This is a genomic window from Croceitalea vernalis (genome assembly GCF_031846405.1).
Lineage (GTDB): Bacteria > Bacteroidota > Bacteroidia > Flavobacteriales > Flavobacteriaceae > Croceitalea > Croceitalea vernalis.
Genome location: NZ_JAVRHU010000002.1, coordinates 733,994 through 751,546 on the forward strand (window position 1 = coordinate 733,994; position 17,553 = coordinate 751,546).

General features: G+C 35.8%; 12 protein-coding genes. 10 read left to right on the forward strand and 2 right to left on the reverse strand.

All coding sequences use genetic code 11. From position 1 onward, the window contains the following. The first annotated feature begins 118 nt into the window (after positions 1–118). From purL to RM520_RS09740, 3 genes are read left to right on the forward strand one after another with little or no spacing between them, the layout of a single operon-like run. On the forward strand, positions 119–3,790 hold the full coding sequence (gene purL / locus RM520_RS09730; RefSeq protein ID WP_311387883.1) for a phosphoribosylformylglycinamidine synthase: 3,672 nt from the start codon (positions 119–121) through the stop codon (positions 3,788–3,790). A gap of 28 nt (positions 3,791–3,818) precedes the next feature. Further along, positions 3,819–4,475: a DinB family protein gene (locus RM520_RS09735; RefSeq protein ID WP_311387884.1), complete on the forward strand. Its 657-nt coding sequence runs from the start codon at positions 3,819–3,821 to the stop codon at positions 4,473–4,475. A gap of 3 nt (positions 4,476–4,478) precedes the next feature. Beyond that, positions 4,479–4,928, forward strand: coding sequence for a GNAT family N-acetyltransferase (locus tag RM520_RS09740; RefSeq protein WP_311387885.1), 450 nt, complete (start codon positions 4,479–4,481; stop codon positions 4,926–4,928). A gap of 2 nt (positions 4,929–4,930) precedes the next feature. On the opposite strand, the gene RM520_RS09745 is transcribed toward RM520_RS09740, so the two are convergent. Then, positions 4,931–5,986, reverse strand: coding sequence for a hypothetical protein (locus tag RM520_RS09745; protein WP_311387886.1), 1,056 nt, complete (start codon positions 5,984–5,986; stop codon positions 4,931–4,933). 157 nt (positions 5,987–6,143) lie between these two features. On the opposite strand from RM520_RS09745, the gene RM520_RS09750 reads away from it, so the two are divergent. The 7 genes from RM520_RS09750 (at position 6,144) to RM520_RS09780 (ending at position 15,706) form a co-directional block, all read left to right on the forward strand. Next, positions 6,144–7,913, forward strand: coding sequence for an AMP-dependent synthetase/ligase (locus RM520_RS09750; RefSeq protein ID WP_311385525.1), 1,770 nt, complete (start codon positions 6,144–6,146; stop codon positions 7,911–7,913). Beyond that, positions 7,913–8,161 carry a hypothetical protein gene (locus tag RM520_RS09755; RefSeq protein ID WP_311387887.1) on the forward strand — a complete coding sequence of 83 codons (249 nt, stop codon included), beginning with the start codon at positions 7,913–7,915 and terminating at the stop codon, positions 8,159–8,161. The genes RM520_RS09750 and RM520_RS09755 overlap by 1 nt, the downstream gene beginning before the upstream one ends. An 89-nt stretch (positions 8,162–8,250) precedes the next feature. Further along, positions 8,251–8,700 carry a MarR family winged helix-turn-helix transcriptional regulator gene (locus tag RM520_RS09760; protein ID WP_311385527.1) on the forward strand — a complete coding sequence of 150 codons (450 nt, stop codon included), beginning with the start codon at positions 8,251–8,253 and terminating at the stop codon, positions 8,698–8,700. Between the two features lie 14 nt (positions 8,701–8,714). Beyond that, positions 8,715–11,120, forward strand: coding sequence for a 3-hydroxyacyl-CoA dehydrogenase/enoyl-CoA hydratase family protein (locus tag RM520_RS09765; protein WP_311387888.1), 2,406 nt, complete (start codon positions 8,715–8,717; stop codon positions 11,118–11,120). 3 nt (positions 11,121–11,123) lie between these two features. Next, the gene (locus RM520_RS09770) at positions 11,124–12,314 is read left to right on the forward strand and encodes an acetyl-CoA C-acyltransferase (RefSeq protein ID WP_311387889.1); all 1,191 of its coding nucleotides are present in this window, start codon (positions 11,124–11,126) and stop codon (positions 12,312–12,314) included. 24 nt (positions 12,315–12,338) lie between these two features. Next, positions 12,339–14,150 (forward strand): acyl-CoA dehydrogenase FadE, encoded by a 1,812-nt coding sequence (locus tag RM520_RS09775; RefSeq protein WP_311387890.1) that lies wholly within the window; start codon positions 12,339–12,341, stop codon positions 14,148–14,150. Positions 14,151–14,260: 110 nt separating this feature from the next. After that, positions 14,261–15,706: a pyridoxal phosphate-dependent decarboxylase family protein gene (locus RM520_RS09780; protein ID WP_311387891.1), complete on the forward strand. Its 1,446-nt coding sequence runs from the start codon at positions 14,261–14,263 to the stop codon at positions 15,704–15,706. Here RM520_RS09780 and RM520_RS09785 read toward each other — a convergent pair. Beyond that, positions 15,703–17,502, reverse strand: coding sequence for a glycoside hydrolase family 15 protein (locus RM520_RS09785; RefSeq protein WP_311387892.1), 1,800 nt, complete (start codon positions 17,500–17,502; stop codon positions 15,703–15,705). The two genes, RM520_RS09780 and RM520_RS09785, sit on opposite strands and share 4 nt — an antisense overlap. Between the last annotated feature and the right edge of the window lie 51 nt (positions 17,503–17,553).

Sequence of the window (17,553 nt, forward strand, 5' to 3'; positions counted from 1 at the left end):
AAAATTAGGGATAGAAAACTATCAACAATACTAGTTAAAAACTGTATAGATTTAAACTAAAAAAGGCATTGAAAATTTGTAAATTTGCACTTTCCATTCTGCAAAAGAAAGCAACGATATGATTCATTTCTTTGGAGACCTAGCAACTAAAATTTTTGCGGTCCAAACTACTCAAGAAATTACAGCTGAAAACGAAAAAAAACTAACCTGGTTATTCGGTGAACAACCCAAAATAAACATGGCGTCTCTTGACGCCTTTTTTGTTGGCCCGCGCGCTGCAATGGTAACACCTTGGAGCACCAACGCTACTGAAATTACACAGAACATGGGTATTGAAGGAATTCTTAGAATTGAAGAATTCAAAGCAATTGCAGCAGATAGTGCTGATTTTGACCCCATGTTATTTCAAAAATATAGCGAACTAGGACAAGATATTTATACCATTGAGGTAACTCCAGAACCTATTTTAACAATAGAAGATATTGCCGCTTATAATAAACATGAAGGTCTGGCATTAAGTGATGATGAAGTTTCTTATTTAGAAAAATTAGCTGAAAATATCGGGAGAAAACTCACGGATTCTGAAGTATTTGGTTTTAGCCAAGTTAACTCAGAACACTGTCGCCACAAAATCTTTAATGGCACCTTTGTTATTGATGGCCAAGAGATGCCAAGTTCACTTTTTAAATTGATTAAGAAAACCTCAGCGGAATATCCAAACGACATTGTTTCTGCCTACAAAGACAATGTTGCTTTTGTAAAAGGACCAAAAGTGGTTCAATTTGCACCAAAAACTGCTGATAAACCAGACTTTTATGAGGAAGAGGAATTCAATTCAGTGCTTTCATTAAAAGCAGAAACTCATAATTTTCCGACCACAGTTGAACCTTTTAATGGGGCTGCAACGGGTTCTGGGGGAGAAATTAGAGATAGATTAGCAGGTGGTAAAGGTTCTTTGCCTTTGGCTGGAACAGCTGTTTATATGACAGCATATTCTAGACTTGAAGAAAATTCAAGGGAATGGGAGCATGCCTTTCCTGCTCGCCCATGGCTCTACCAAACTCCTATGGACATTTTAATAAAAGCCTCTAACGGAGCATCGGACTTTGGAAACAAATTTGGACAACCATTAATTGTTGGTTCAGTGCTCACTTTTGAGCATAAAGAAGGCAATAAACGATTAGGTTACGACAAAGTAATCATGCAGGCTGGAGGCATCGGTTATGGCAAAGCTGAACAAGCTTTAAAAGATACCCCTAAAAAGGATGATAAAATTGTAATTCTTGGTGGCGATAATTATAGAATTGGTATGGGAGGTGCAGCAGTATCTAGTGCTGACACTGGTGAATTTGAATCAGCAATTGAATTAAATGCTGTGCAACGTTCTAATCCTGAAATGCAAAAACGAGCGGCAAATGCCATCCGTGGGATGGTAGAAAGCCATGATAATCCTATCGTTTCTATTCATGATCATGGCGCTGGTGGACATTTAAATTGCCTATCAGAATTAGTAGAAGATACAGGTGGTCATATAGATTTGGATAAACTACCAGTAGGAGACCCTACCCTTTCGGCTAAAGAAATTATTGGTAATGAAAGTCAAGAACGAATGGGCTTGGTTATCGGCAAAGAAGATGCTGCTTTGCTTCAACGTATTGCTGAAAGAGAACGGTCCCCTATGTACGAGGTAGGTGATGTTACTGGTGAACATCGCTTTACATTTGAGTCTGCCACAAAAGGGGATAAACCTATGGATTTAGCCCTTTCTGATATGTTTGGAAGTTCACCAAAAACTATCATGAAAGATTCGACTATCAATTTCGAATTTAAAGATGCTCAATATTCTTTAGAAAACTTCCATGAATATTTAGAAAAGGTATTGCAATTGGAAGCAGTAGCTTGTAAAGATTGGCTTACCAATAAAGTTGACCGCTGTGTAGGTGGTAAGGTTGCTAAACAACAATGCGTTGGTCCGCTGCAACTACCTTTGAATAATGTTGGCGTCATGGCACTAGATTACAAAGGTAAAGAAGGGATAGCTACAAGTATTGGGCACTCCCCAGTTTCTGGTTTGGTAGATCCTGTTGCTGGTAGTAGAAATAGTATTGGTGAAGCACTAACTAATTTGGTTTGGGCGCCATTAAAAGATGGTTTACAATCGGTTTCACTTTCCGCCAATTGGATGTGGCCTTGTAAAAACGAAGGTGAAGATGCACGCTTATATAAGGCTGTAGAAGCTATTTCTGATTTTTCTATTGCTTTAGGTATTAATGTACCTACTGGAAAAGATTCATTATCAATGAAACAGAAATACAAAGACCAAGAAGTTATTGCTCCTGGTACTGTTGTAATTTCTGCTGCTGCAAATTGTAACGACCTTACTAAAGTGGTTGAACCAGTACTACAAAAAGAAGGAGGTTCTATTTACTATGTTAACTTATCTCAAGATGATTTTAAACTCGGCGGTTCTTCATTTGGACAAATTTTAAATTGTATTGGGAGTGAAGCACCAAGTATAAAGAATGCCGCGTACTTCAAAACGGCTTTTAATACATTACAGCAACTAATTAGAAAAGGACATATTATTGCTGGACATGATATTGGCTCTGGGGGTTTAATCACTACGTTATTAGAGTTATGTTTTGCAGATAACAATCTAGGCGCAGCACTCGATTTAACTGGCTTAGGTGAAAAAGATAGCATTAAAGCCCTTTTTGCTGAAAATATCGGCGTAGTCATTCAATCCAAGGATAATGGTATCGAAGCTTTGATGAGCAAAGCTGGATTAGATTTTTACACGCTAGGTAACGTAACACAAAACAACGAATTACAAATTAAGAATCATGGGGTTGACATAGGACTAAATATCTCATCACTGAGAGATTCATGGTTTAAAACCTCTTATTTATTAGACAATAAACAAACGTCAAACGGCTTGGCAAATGATCGTTTTGAAAATTACAAAACTCAAGAATTGAGTTATAGTTTTCCAAGCGCTTTTAATGGGTTGATTCCAGTGATATCAAACGGAGTAAAGAAGCCAAAAGCAGCTATTCTTCGTGAAAAAGGAAGTAACTCCGAACGTGAGATGGCCAATGCGATGTATTTAGCTGGTTTTGATGTAAAGGATGTGCATATGACCGATTTAATCTCTGGTCGTGAAACTTTAGAAGATATTCAGTTTTTAGGGGCCGTAGGTGGGTTTTCTAATTCCGATGTACTTGGCAGCGCCAAAGGTTGGGCTGGTGCCATAAAATATAACGAACGTGCCAACAAAGTAATCAATAATTTCTTTGCTAGACCTGATACCTTATCCGTTGGTATTTGTAACGGTTGTCAATTGTTTATGGAACTAGATTTAATCAATCCTGAGCATGAAATTCACGGCAAGATGACCTATAATGATTCTGGCAAACACGAAAGTAATTTTACTTCTGTAAAAGTTCAGCAAAACAACTCAGTGATGTTGTCTTCATTAGAAGGTACCACTTTAGGGGTATGGATATCACATGGTGAGGGTAAATTTAGTTTGCCCTTATCTGAAGACAACTACGATATTGTAGCTAAATATGGTTACGAAGGCTACCCTGCAAATCCGAATGGTAGTGATTTTAATACGGCGATGCTTTGTGATAAAACAGGAAGGCATTTAGTAACTATGCCACATATGGAGCGTTCTATTTTTCCTTGGAACTGGGCACATTATCCAAAAAACCGCCAAAAAGATAAAGTTTCTCCTTGGATACAAGCTTTTGTTAATGCTAGAGAATGGGTGGTAAAGAATTCGTAAATTAATGGTCAAACTTTAATCAAAGACCATGAAAGAACAACTATTTACCGCAGATAGAAGAAATTTCCTTAAAAAATCATCACTATTTACTCTTGGAGCCCTGGCTAGTACTAGTGTCATAGCAGCTCCACATCTTCAACCTTTAAATAGTTACAGTCAAGATAGTGATGTAAATATAGTAGGGCCAAAAGAAGGTTATACACCGCAAATAGGAACTTTGGTCTCTATGATGAATTGGATGCGTATGGTTATTCTTTCACCAGTGCGTGGTATGAGTGCCTCTGATCTTGATTACTTGGTCGATGATGATGCTAATAGTATTGGAGCAATGCTTATGCATTTAGCTGCAACTGAACGTTTTTATCAAATACATACTTTTGAGAACAAGACATGGGGAGATTGGTCTAAAGAAGATTCAGAAAAATGGTCAGTAGCCTCTGGTCTGGGGGCTCAAGCCCGCAAAGAGATTAAAGGAAAACCCTTTGATTATTACCTTGAAGAAATGTCCAAGGTTCGGGAATATACGCTTGCAGAATTTAAGACTAGAGATGACGAATGGTTAATGTCCGTTGATAAAAATTTTCCTTGGGGACCCACTAATAACTACTGTAAATGGTTCCATGTTTGCGAGCATGAATCCAATCACAACGGTCAATTTAAATTTATAAAATCAAGAATTTCTTAAGGAATGACTATCCGCAATGCCATTAAATCTGATGTTTCTGCAATAGTCCAAATGATTGCAAATGATAAGTTAGGTAAGCTTCGTGAAAATTATCAAAACCCCTTACCTGACAGGTATTATGAAGCATTTCAAAATATTACAAATGACCCTAATCAAGAATTAATAGTAATTGAAGATAATAATAAAGTAATTGGAACATTACAATTATCATTTATTCAATATCTGACATATCAAGGTGGTATAAGGGCACAAATTGAAGCAGTTCGGGTTCATGAAGATTATCGAGGAAAAGGAATAGGACAAAAATTATTTAAATGGGCCATTTCTAAAGCCAAAGACAAAGCGGCTCACGTGGTACAATTAACAACGGACAAAAAGCGACCAGAGGCATTAGTCTTTTATGAAAAACTTGGATTTATAGCTTCTCATGAAGGAATGAAATTACACCTTTAAGATTAATGTGAATTTTTTTGTTTAAGAACCAAAAAGTGCTTATCCATTACATTACCTAATACCATTAAATCACCATAAATAGGCGCTACAGTTGAAGCGGACATTTCTTTACCATCATTAACATAAATTGAGTTTACCGTATAATCTCCTTTATCGCGATAATTAATCTTAATAATTTCTGAAGGGGAAAATTCACGATTACCTTTAGCATATGAGCTAAATGCTAACAAGTTTGGATGGCATCCTACCAAAAGATTACCTTCCTTATCAAATTCAATATTATCAACCCCTGTTCCACAATCAATAGATTCAATATAATTTAAATCTCCATTTGCCAGTCGATTATATACGTTGATTTTAAAACTTCTAGGTGAGGCTATAAACATTAAGTTTCTGTTATAATCAAAATTGATACCATTTGCATAAGACAAATCATTGTCCACAACACGATAATCTATACCATCAAAGTAAACCGTTTCACAATTACTAATCTCTAGGTAGTTTTCGGCCAAACAACCAATAGTATTGCTATAATAATGGTCATTGGTTACGTAGAATTTATCCTCAGAGATAGCAACAATATCATTTGGAGAATAAATGAGCTCATTACGCAGGGTATTCACATGAACCAGACTGTCTTTATGGAATAAATCATAGACTTCAATACTTTCTCCCTTGGCATGATTAATAACAAATAATCGGTGTTTAGTACTATCAATTTCTATCAAACTAATACCATGCGGCGCCAACTCCCTCTTATGAGTATCCGTCAAAGATTGGACCCTAATAGCATCCTTTGAAAAATACATACCATATATACCCCCTTTTTTGGCTTGCCCCTCACGTTCACCAGCTCGGTCATAAGAAATAAATATGCCAAAATCTTTTCCCTCATCAATGGTGATATCTTCTACACCGGGAATGTTTATGGTCTTATATACTTCAAAATTGGTTGTATTTTCTATTGTTCTAAAAAAACCAGTTGATATGAAAATATAGAGTACATAAGGTATGATTAAGATTAGAACTAAGGTGATTGTTCTTTTTAGTTTTCGCATCGAATGGACTTTAATTTTGTGATTTTTTAAAGGTATCAGAAATAAATTAGAACTGCTATGTTGCTAGATTATCAAATAATTAGTCTTTTTTTTAGAAAAGCCATTTTAAATTACCGCTTCCTTTCCCTATTTTGCAATTTCTTAATAGAAACTTAGTATGCAAACAGTAACTAGACTCTTTGATTTTCCTTATTATCAAAAGGAACATTTTAACCAACAAAAAGCTTTGACCAGTAAAAAAGATGGTAAATGGATAAGTACTTCAACTGAAGAATATATTAATCAAGCAAATGCCGTAAGTCGAGGTTTGCTAAAACTTGGCGTAAAACCAAATGATAAAGTTGCCATTATATCCATGACCAATAGAACGGAGTGGAATATTTGCGATATTGGAATTTTACAAGTAGGAGCTCAAAATGTACCTATATATCCAACGATATCAGAAGATGATTACGAATATGTATTAAATCATTCTGAAGCTAAATACTGCTTTGTTTCTTGTCAAGAGGTCTTGGATAAAGTCCTTGCAATTAGTGGAAAGCTAAAAAAATTAAAAGATGTTTTTTCTTTTGATGAATTAGCTAATTGCGAGCATTGGTCTAAAGTCTTAGAAAAAGGAAAAGATGATAGCAACCAAGATGAGGTTGAAAAACGAATGGCTGCTGTGCAACCTGAAGATTTAGCTACCTTAATTTATACCTCAGGAACAACCGGTAGACCAAAAGGTGTAATGTTATCTCATAATAATATCGTATCGAACGTAATCGCAAGTAAATTACGAGTACCTTTTGAAGCGGGGGCCAAGGCACTAAGTTTTTTGCCGGTATGTCACATATTTGAACGAATGATTTTATATCTATACCAATACTGTGGAATTCAAATTTATTTTGCCGAAGGTTTAGATAAAATTAGCGATAACCTTAAAGAGGTTAAACCAGAAACTATGACAGTGGTTCCAAGACTTTTAGAAAAGGTATATGATTCCATCATTGCTAAAGGAACAGCGCTTGATGGGATTAAGAAAAAACTATTCTTCTGGGCGGTCGAATTAGGATTAAAATATGAGCCATATGGTGCAAATGGTTGGTGGTACGAAAAACAATTAGGTCTTGCTAGGAAATTAATTTTCAGCAAATGGCAAGAAGGTCTTGGAGGAAACCTAAACACAATGGTTTCTGGAAGTGCAGCACTACAACCTAGACTAAGTCGTGTTTTTGGTGCTGCTGGAATACCTGTAATGGAAGGCTATGGCTTGACAGAAACATCTCCCGTAATTTCAGTAAATCAAGAAGATGGTATGGGTTGGAAAATTGGTTCCGTGGGGCGTATTATTAACGATGTTGAAGTAAAAATTGCTGATGATGGAGAAATACTATGTAAAGGACCTAATGTAATGATGGGTTATTACAAGGACCAGAAAAAGACGGAAGAAGTACTTAAAAATGGGTATTTTCATACCGGTGATATTGGTGAAATAGATGCTGATGGTTTTCTGAAAATCACAGACAGGAAAAAAGAAATGTTTAAAACCTCGGGAGGTAAATATGTTGCACCTCAATTATTAGAAAATCGTTTTAAACAGTCTCGATTTGTGGATCAGATTATGGTGGTTGGCGAAGGTGAAAAAATGCCAGCTGCATTGATTCAACCAAATTTTGAATTTCTGTATGCTTGGGCAGAAAGAAATAAAATATCAGTAGGTGAAAATTCCGATATTGTTCTTAATGATAAAATTATTGCGAGAATTCAAGAAGAAGTTGATGCAGCTAACGAAGACTTCGCAAAATGGGAAAAGGTTAAGCAATTTAGATTAACACCCGATGTTTGGAGTATTGATGATGGGCATTTAACACCAACTATGAAACTCCGAAGAAAAATCGTAAAAGAAAAGTATATTGCATTATATAATGATATATACGGACACTAATGGCTTTTGAAAAATACACAACAGAACAACTCAAGAAATATCAGAAAACACTTTTAGTAAGCGCTGTGGTATTTTTAATTATCATGTGTATTGCGTTAGGTGTCGCACTTTATCAAATAAGCCAGAAAAAAGACTCAAGTCTCATATTTTTAGTTCCAACCGTGTTTGGGCCACTAGCTATTCTCCCTTCTGTTTTCTCTTCAATAATTGGTGGGGAATTAAAAAAACGGAAGACGGAAAAATCATAATTAAAAGGTTCATTTCTTAGAATTCGACATCAAATTTATTATGCATGCATAATAAATTTTCACTATATTTACAGTCGAATTTTTGTTCTATGAAGGATTTGACCATTGATTATGCCTTGCGAGCCACATGGCAATCAGTAATTAAAATGTACAATGAAGAAGCTAAAAACTATGGACTTACCATGGCATTAGGCTTTACATTATTAAGTATTGACCCGAAGAAAGGTACTCCTAGTACCGCTCTTGGTCCAAAAATGGGAATGGAATCTACTAGTCTTTCAAGAATTCTAAAAAATATTGAAGAAAAAGGATATATAATTCGTAAGCCTAACCCTAATGATGGTAGAGGTGTATTGATTCACTTGACTGAACTAGGCTTGAGTAAAAGAAAAGATTCTAAAGAAGTCGTTTTAAGATTCAACGACGCTGTAAAACAAGATATTGATGAGAATGATTTAGCCGGTTTTTTCAAAACAATTGGTGTCATAAACAAACTCATTTTAGATAAAAACATTTATAGAAAAACAACAACTAATTAATCCAAAGCATATTCATGAAGCGACATATCAATAAAGTTGCCGTAATAGGTTCAGGTATCATGGGAAGTGGTATAGCATGTCACTTTGCCAATATTGGGGTCGAAGTTTTATTGCTTGATATTGTTCCAAGAGAATTGAACGATAAAGAAAAAGCAAAAGGACTAACCTTAAAAGACAAAGTAGTTCGTAATCGATTGGTCAATGATTCTTTAAAAGCCGCTTTAAAATCAAAGCCTTCTCCTATTTACCACCAAAAATTTGCAGGTAGAATTTCAACTGGTAATCTAGAAGATGATATTTCTAAAATCAGCAAGGTAGATTGGATTATTGAAGTGGTTGTCGAGCGATTAGATATCAAAAAAATAGTTTTTGAAAGTATCGAAAAACATAGAACTCCAGGAACATTAATTACATCAAACACCTCAGGTATACCAATTAAATTCATGAGCGAAGGTCGTAGTGACGATTTTCAGAAACATTTTTGTGGGACTCATTTTTTTAATCCAGCCCGTTATCTAAAACTTTTTGAAATTATACCTGGTCCAAAAACGGATACCGGAGTTTTAGAATTTTTGAATGGTTATGGTGAGCAATATTTAGGTAAAACCTCTGTTATTGCCAAAGACACTCCGGCCTTTATTGGAAATAGAATAGGGATTTTTAGTATCCAAAGTCTTTTTCATGCTGTAAAGGAAATGGGAATGACTGTTGAAGAGGTAGATAAGCTTACAGGACCCGTCATTGGTCGTCCGAAGTCCGCAACATTTAGAACTGTTGATGTAGTTGGTTTGGATACATTGGTACATGTAGCAAACGGAATTGCTGATAATTGCAAGGAAGACGAAAGACATGCATTGTTCGCTTTACCAGATTTTATTTCGACCATGATGGAAAACAAATGGTTAGGAAGTAAAACCGGTCAGGGTTTTTATAAAAAATCTAAAGATGCCAAAGGTAAAACCGAAATTTTAACGCTTGATTTAGATACGATGGACTATCGTTCTAAAAAAAGGGCAAAATTTGCTACGCTTGAATTGACAAAAACTATAGACAAAGTTGTTGACCGTTTCACAGTTTTAACAGGTGGTAAAGACAAAGCAGGAGCGTTCTATAGAAAAAGTTTTGGTCAGTTATTTGCCTACGTTTCTCATCGAATTCCTGAAATAACAGATGACTTGTACAAAATAGATGATGCCATGAAAGCTGGTTTTGGATGGGAACATGGTCCTTTCCAAATCTGGGATGCCGTTGGTCTTGAAAAGGGCTTAGAATTTATAGGCTCAGAAAATCAAGAAGCAGCAAAATGGGTTGCTGAAATGAAAGAGGCTGGGGTTTCTTCATTCTATTCTGTAAAAGATGGCGCAACATATTTTTATGATATTCCTAAAAAGGAAATGGTCAAAATACCAGGTCAAGATTCATTCATCATATTAGATAATATACGCAAATCAAAAGAAGTCTTTAAAAACGCTGGCGTTGTTATTGAAGATTTAGGAGATGGAATCTTGAATGTTGAATTCCAATCTAAAATGAATACGATTGGAGTAGATGTTTTGACAGGCCTTAATAAGGCAATTGATTTAGCGGAAAAAGACTACCAAGGTTTAGTAATTGGTAACCAAGCTGCTAATTTTTCTGTAGGGGCTAATATCGGTATGATTTTCATGATGGCCGTTGAACAAGAATATGACGAGCTTAACATGGCTATCAAAATGTTCCAAGATACAATGATGCGTATGCGTTATTCATCTATTCCTACGGTTTCTGCACCTCACGGCATGACATTAGGTGGCGGTTGTGAACTTTCCCTGCATGCAGATAAAGTGGTTGCTGCTGCTGAAACCTATATTGGCTTAGTGGAATTTGGTGTTGGTGTTATCCCTGGTGGTGGTGGTTCTAAAGAATTTGCACTAAGAGCATCTGACTCCTTTAGAAAAGGTGATGTTGAATTGAATGTTTTACAAGAGTATTTTCTAACAATTGGGATGGCAAAGGTCTCAACTTCTGCTTATGAAGCATATGATTTAGGAATACTTCAAAAGGGTAAAGATATTGTAGTGGTTAACAAAGACCGCCAAATTGCAACAGCCAAAGCTCATGCCAAACTAATGGCAGAAGCTGGTTATACTCAGCCACCTACTCGTAAAGATGTTAAGGTTTTAGGTAAACAGGCTCTAGGTATGTTCTTAGTTGGAACAGATTCAATGGAAGCAAGCAGGTATATCAGTGAACACGATAAGAAAATTGCAAATAAACTGGCTTACGTTATGGCTGGTGGTGATTTATCTGAACCTAGCTATGTTTCTGAACAGTATTTATTAGATATAGAAAGAGAAGCTTTCTTATCACTATGTACTGAACGAAAAACATTGGAACGTATCCAACACATGTTAAAAACTGGTAAACCTCTAAGAAATTAAAAAATGAAAACAGCATATATAGTTAAAGGATATCGTACAGCAGTTGGTAAGTCTGGTAGAGGTGGATTTCGTTTCAAAAGGGCCGATGAATTAGCTGCAGAAACCATTTCTCACTTAGTAAATCAACTTCCTGATTTCGATAAAAAACGTATTGATGATGTAATTGTTGGTAACGCTATGCCTGAGGGGTCTCAAGGTTTAAACATGGCTCGTTTAATCTCATTAATGGGATTAGATATTGTTGATGTACCAGGTGTAACAGTTAACAGATTTTGTTCTTCGGGCCTAGAAACTATTGGTATCGCAACAGCAAAAATTCAAGCTGGAATGGCAGATTGCATAATCGCTGGCGGTGTTGAAAGTATGAGTTCCGTACCAATGACAGGTTTTAAAACTGAATTGAACTACGATATTGTAAAGTCTGGTCATGAAGATTATTATTGGGGCATGGGTAACACTGCTGAGGCTGTAGCACAAGAATATAAGGTTTCGCGAGAGGACCAAGATGAATTTGCTTTTAACTCACATACTAAAGCTTTAAAAGCTTTAGCTGAAGATCGCTTTCAAGACCAGATTGTTCCAATTGATGTGGAACAAACTTATGTTGATGGAAATGGTAAAAAGGCTTCAAAGAAATATACAGTTACTAAAGATGAAGGGCCCAGGGCCGGAACATCTATTGAAGCATTAGCAAGACTAAGACCAGTATTTGCCGCTAATGGTAGCGTTACTGCAGGTAACTCTTCTCAAACAAGTGACGGTGCTGCTTTTGTCATGGTTATGAGCGAAGAAATGGTTAAAGAATTGAATCTTGAACCAGTTGCTCGTTTAGTAAATTATGCCGCGGCTGGAGTACCTCCTAGAATTATGGGAATTGGTCCAGTGGCTGCAGTACCAAAAGCATTAAAACAAGCAGGTTTAAAACAAGGAGATATCGAGTTAATTGAATTAAACGAGGCTTTTGCATCGCAATCGTTAGCCGTAATTCGAGAGTTAGGACTTAACCCGGATATCATTAATCCTAATGGTGGGGCAATTGCTTTAGGTCATCCACTTGGTTGCACTGGTGCTAAATTATCAGTGCAGTTGTTTGATGAAATGCGTAAGCGTAACATGCAAGGTAAACATGGTATGGTGACTATGTGTGTAGGTACGGGACAAGGTGCTGCCGGAATATTTGAATTTTTAAACTAAGAAAAAGAAATAACGACTATTACTATGAGTACTGAAACTTTAAAAAAAGAGATTTTACGTGGAGGCCAATTTTTAGTAAAAGAGGTTGATTGTGAAGATATATTCACTTTGGAAGATTTGAGTGAAGAACAAAATATGATGCGTGAAAGCACTAAAGAATTTGTTGATAGAAAACTTTGGTCACACTGGGAACGTTTTGAAAGTAAAGATTACGCATATACAGAAGAATGTATGCGTGAGGCAGGGGAATTAGGGCTTTTAAGTATTGCTGTTCCTGAAAAATACGAAGGTATGGGCATGGGGTTTGTTTCTACCATGTTGGTTTGTGATTATATTTCTGGCGCAACTGGTTCTTTTAGCACTGCATTTGGCGCACATACTGGTATTGGCACAATGCCTATTACGCTTTATGGTACCGAAGAACAAAAACTAAAATATGTGCCAAAGTTGGCCACTGGTGAATGGTTTGGAGCTTATTGTTTAACCGAACCTGGTGCTGGTTCAGATGCTAACTCTGGAAAAACAAAAGCGGTACTTTCAGAAGACGGAAAACATTATAGTATTACAGGACAAAAAATGTGGATTTCAAATGCCGGTTTCTGTAATCTTTTTATAGTTTTTGCAAGAATTGGTGATGATAAAAACATAACAGGCTTTATTGTTGAAAATGACCCAAGTAATGGGATAACTTTAGGAGACGAAGAGAAAAAATTAGGGATTCATTCCTCCTCCACTCGTCAAGTATTCTTTAACGAAACCAAAGTTCCTGTTGAGAATATGCTTTCAGAGCAAGGAAATGGATTTAAAATCGCCATGAATGCTTTGAACGTAGGTCGTATAAAATTGGCTGCAGCCTGTTTAGATGCTCAGCGAAGAGTTGTTAATGAAGCCACTAAATATGCTAACGAACGAATTCAGTTCAAGACGCCTATTATGAATTTTGGTGCCATAAAAGCAAAAATAGCTGACATGACTACTAATGTTTATGTAGATGAATCAGCTTCATACAGAGCAGCTAAGAATATTGAAGACAGAATTGCTATGCGAGAAGAAGCTGGCAATACTCATCAAGAAGCAGAACTTAAAGGAGTTGAAGAGTATGCTATTGAATGTTCCATTCTGAAAGTTGCCGTTTCTGAACATGTACAACAAACAACTGATGAGGGAATTCAAATATTTGGTGGTATGGGCTTTAGTGCTGATACTCCTATGGAATCTGCATGGAGAGATGCCCGTATTTCTCGGATATATGAAGGTACCAATGAAATTAATAGAATGTTAGCAGTTGGCATGCTAGTTAAAAAAGCCATGAAAGGTCATGTTGACTTATTGGGTCCTGCAACGGCAGTTGGAGAAGAATTAATGGGAATTCCATCTTTTGATACTCCAGATTTTTCTGTGTTGTTTGCAGAAGAAAAAGACCTTGTAAAACGTTTGAAAAAAGTCTTTTTAATGGTGGCGGGAAGTGCAGTTCAAAAATTCGGACCTCAATTAGAAGAACATCAACAACTTTTAATGGCAGCTTCTGATATTTTGATTCAGGTGTATTTAGCAGAATCTGCTATTTTACGAACAGAGAAAAATGTAAAAAGATTCGGTGAAGATGCGCAGAGCACTCAAATAGCGATGTCTAAGCTTTATTTATACAGAGCTACTGATATTGTGAGTCAAAAAGGAAAAGAAGCTATAGTTTCTTTCTCTGAAGGTGATGAACAAAAAATGATGCTGATGGGCTTAAAGCGCTTCACTAAATATACAAATCAACCCAACGTTGTTGCCTTACGAACTCAAATTGCTGATAGAATAGCAGCGGATAACGGGTATACCTTTGACTAATTCAAATAATGGCTTCTTTTAGAAGCGTAATTTGAGAAACCGCTCCACCTAAGGAGCGGTTTTTTTGTTTCCAACTTTGTCAGTTATCATCAAGCCATTAATTTTATAAAATGAATGATGAACTTTTTAAAAAAATATACTCACCAGAAGAATTTGAAAAGAACTCTTTAATTCTTCTAAAACAAATTAAGGCTCATATTCAAAACACGACAAGTGGGAAAGCTTTAAAAACCCTTCACTGGAACGAGCCTGAAAAAGAATTAGATTTTTGGAAATCGTTCTTAGAAAATGGTGAGAATGAAGATTTCTTTCCTGAAGTAATTAAACGTACAACACACACTCACCACCCGAAATATGTAGGACACCAAGTTTCTGCTCCTGCTCCAATTACCCTTTTAACAGCCTTCGCTAGCGCCTTACTTAACAACGGCATGGCAGTGTATGAAATGGGCATGGCTCCCTCAGCAATTGAGAAAGTAGTGACTGATGAAATATGTAAAAAAATAGGTTATGAATCTGGTTTTGGAGGGCTTTTAACTTCCGGGGGAACCTTGGCCAACTTGACAGCCTTATTATCTGCTCGGAAAGCAAAAATTTCAAACGACATTTGGAATGAAGGTTATTCAGATCCTTTGGGTGTTATGGTTTGTGAACAAGCCCATTATTGTATCGATCGTGCCGCTAAAATCATGGGACTAGGTGAAAAAGGAATCATTAAGGTGCCTGCTCAGGATAATTTTTCTATGGATACTTCTGTTTTAGAAGAATCTTATCAAAATGCAATTACCGCTGGGATTAAAATATTTGCCATTGTGGGCAGTGCACCCTCAACTGCCACAGGGGCTTATGATGATTTAATGACTATTTCAAAATTCGCAAAAGAAAAAGGCCTTTGGTTTCATGTAGATGGTGCTCACGGAGGTGCTGCTATTTATTCTAATAAATACGAACACCTTCTTAATGGTATTTCTACTTCAGATTCAGTAGTTATTGATGGTCATAAAATGATGCTAATGCCCACCATAACCACAGCACTATTATTTAAAAATAAGATTCATGCTGAACTTACCTTTAGTCAAAGAGCAGATTACCTACTCAATGATATTGAAGAAGATGATTGGATAAACAGTGGTAAAAAGACTTTTGAATGCACTAAAACTATGATGTGCATGCATTGGTATATTTTATTCAAGCTTTATGGTCAAGAGGTTTTTAATCAATTCGTAACGCGCCAATATGACTTAGCAAAGGACTTTGAAAAGTATTTGACTGAAAATGCTAATTTTGAAATGGCCACTTCACCGATGTCGAATATTGTGTGTTTTCGGTTTAAAGAAGAAAACTATTCAAACAATCAGTTGAATCAAATTAACAAGAATATTAGACAAGAATTACTTGAAGAAGGCGAATTCTATTTAGTTCAAACGAAACTAAATGAAAAGATTTTCTTAAGAACTAGTCTAATGAATCCTTTTACGACAAGTGAGCATCTTAATCTTCTTATAGCAAAAATTAAAAAGAAGGGACTAGAACAATTGGAATTTATCAAACATTAACTGATAGATTCCAAAATTTTTGCCTCACTCTGTTTGCGTGAAAAATTAATTGCACATTCAATTAAAGCTAGGTGCGAATAAGCCTGAGGGAAATTACCCAAAAGACGTTTTGTTTTAAAATCAATATCCTCGCTAAATAACCCTAAATGATTGCTATAACTTAACAATTGTTCAAAATGAGCTAGAGCCTTTTCTTCCTCGCCAATCTTGAATAGTGCATTGATAAACCAAAAAGTACAAATTGTAAATGAAGATGAAGGTAATCCAAAATCATCTTCATTTTTATATCTATAAAGTAAGCCATCATTACTTAAATCTTTCTCGATAGCTTTTACAGTACTCACAAATTTTGGGTCACGGGCATCAACAAAACCATAAGATTCCATCAATAATACAGATGCGTCTAAGTCGTATGAACCATATGATTGAACAAAAGCATTAACATCTTCGTTCCAAGCGTTTTCATGTATATCAGCTTTAATTTCTTGTTCAATAGAAGTCCATTGTTCAATTTTTCGATGTTTTCCGAAAATTTTGGCAACTTTTATTGCTCTATCTATCGCTACCCAACATAAAACTTTTGAAAAAGTAAAGTGACGATCTTCACCTCTAAATTCCCAAATTCCTTTATCAGGTTCTTGCCAGTGTTTATTAACTATCCAAACAATACCTTTGGTGATACTCCAAAGCTCTTCGCCATTTTCAATATCGTTACTAAATTTATTTAATTGCTCATATATAACATCCATTAATATTCCATAAATGTCATTCTGTTTTTGCTCATAAGCAGCATTACCGGTTCGCACAGGTTTAGAGCCTTTATAACCATCAAGATGCTCTAAGGTTTGTTCTGTTAATTGCTTTTCCTTGTTAATACCATACATGATTTGAAGCTTCTCATCTTTATCTGGCATTAAATCAATAATAAACTGTAAGTATCTTTTGGCAGAATTTTTATGTCCTAGTTCAGAAACCACTTTAATTACCATCGAGGCATCACGAATCCAACAGAATCTATAATCCCAATTTCTTACTTCACCAATAGTTTCTGGTAAAGATGTGGTAGGTGCAGCCAATACAGCACCAGTCTTATCATAGGTGAGCATTTTTAAAGTAAGTGCGCTTCGAATAATCTCTGGATTGAACTTTTTATAAGTTGGAGTTCTATCAACCCAATCTAACCAATAAATTTTCGTGCGCTCTAGCTCAAGCGACATCTTTTCAGTGCTGGGCTTTAAAATTTTCTCGTTATAACAAACTAAAAAATAACCATCTTCTTTTAAAGTAATTTCATCGCCACTGACCACCTGATTCTTATTGAAAGAAGTATATAAAAACAATGTATCAAACTTTTCTTTATCCGTTAAACTGACAATAAAGTTATTTTTTACGTGATTAGCTGTTTCACCTATAGCATATTCTAATTTAGGGTCATATAGCACAGAGAACTTTGGGGCTCCAGAAATGTACTTTACATATCGAACTATTTCAGGTGGAGCATTATACTTACCAGTCAATTTGTGGTATCTAGGCATGAAATCATGCAGCTCAAAAATATTTTCACCATCTGAATAACGCGTAATTAAAATGGACGTATTAGGATGGTATTTTTGAGTTATCTCGTAATTATATTTTGTGATGATTTCAAAAGACCCCCCCTTTTTATCATCCAATATTTTTGCAAAAACTGAGGTAGAATCAAATTGAGGCAAACAGCACCAATCCAATGATCCTGTGTTAGAAATTAAAGCTGCACTTCTACAGTTTCCAATTATTCCGTAATTTAGGTTATCCATAGTGGGATTCTTATTTTCTGGTGGTTATTGTAGGTTTTTTCTTTCTTATTA